At 48.6% G+C, this 549-nt stretch carries 2 rRNA genes; both read left to right on the top strand.

Annotated features, from left to right (window positions below):
• A 16S ribosomal RNA gene (locus ACFFT4_RS32325) occupies positions 1-79 on the top strand; the annotation flags it as partial.
• A 375-nt stretch (positions 80-454) separates the two neighbouring features.
• Positions 455-549: ribosomal RNA gene (locus tag ACFFT4_RS32320) — 23S ribosomal RNA — on the top strand; the annotation flags it as partial.

The following is a 549-nucleotide window of genomic DNA, read 5'->3' as shown; positions in this document are numbered from 1 at the left end:
GCCGAAGGTGGGGTAGATGATTGGGGTGAAGTCGTAACAAGGTAGCCGTATCGGAAGGTGCGGCTGGATCACCTCCTTTCTAAGGAGCTCTTCGGAGCTATAAAAAGTCCACGGTTGCGAAAGCAGAGTGGCAAACCGTTTCTTACGCTCAAGTTCAGTTTTGAAAGAGCAATCCCCGCTTAGGCGGTTATGCCTTTCAACTTGTACCTTGAAAACTGGATAGCGAACCAAACGACATGAACGTCTTCGGATGAACATGTTCGCGCGAAGAAGAAGTATCGTCTTGCCTTTACTAGTGTCAACTCATGCTGACGACCGAAGTTTGCCTTTACAGTCAAACTTAACGGATCGCAGCGGACTGACAACTGAAGTTTGCCTTTACAGTCAAACTTAACAGTTGCAGGTAACTGACAACCAAAGATTATCCTTACGGCTAATCTTAGTGGTTGCAGTAGGTTAAGCTAATAAGAGCGCACGGAGGATGCCTAGGCGCCAGGAGCCGATGAAGGACGCGACGAACCGCGATAGTGCTTCGGGGAGTTGTAAGTG

The sequence above is a fragment of the Cohnella cellulosilytica genome (assembly GCF_042431195.1).
Classification (GTDB): Bacteria; Bacillota; Bacilli; order Paenibacillales; family Paenibacillaceae; genus Cohnella; species Cohnella cellulosilytica.
The sequence above is the reverse complement of the archived record's forward strand: the minus strand, read 5'-3'. Positions and strand labels throughout refer to the sequence as shown.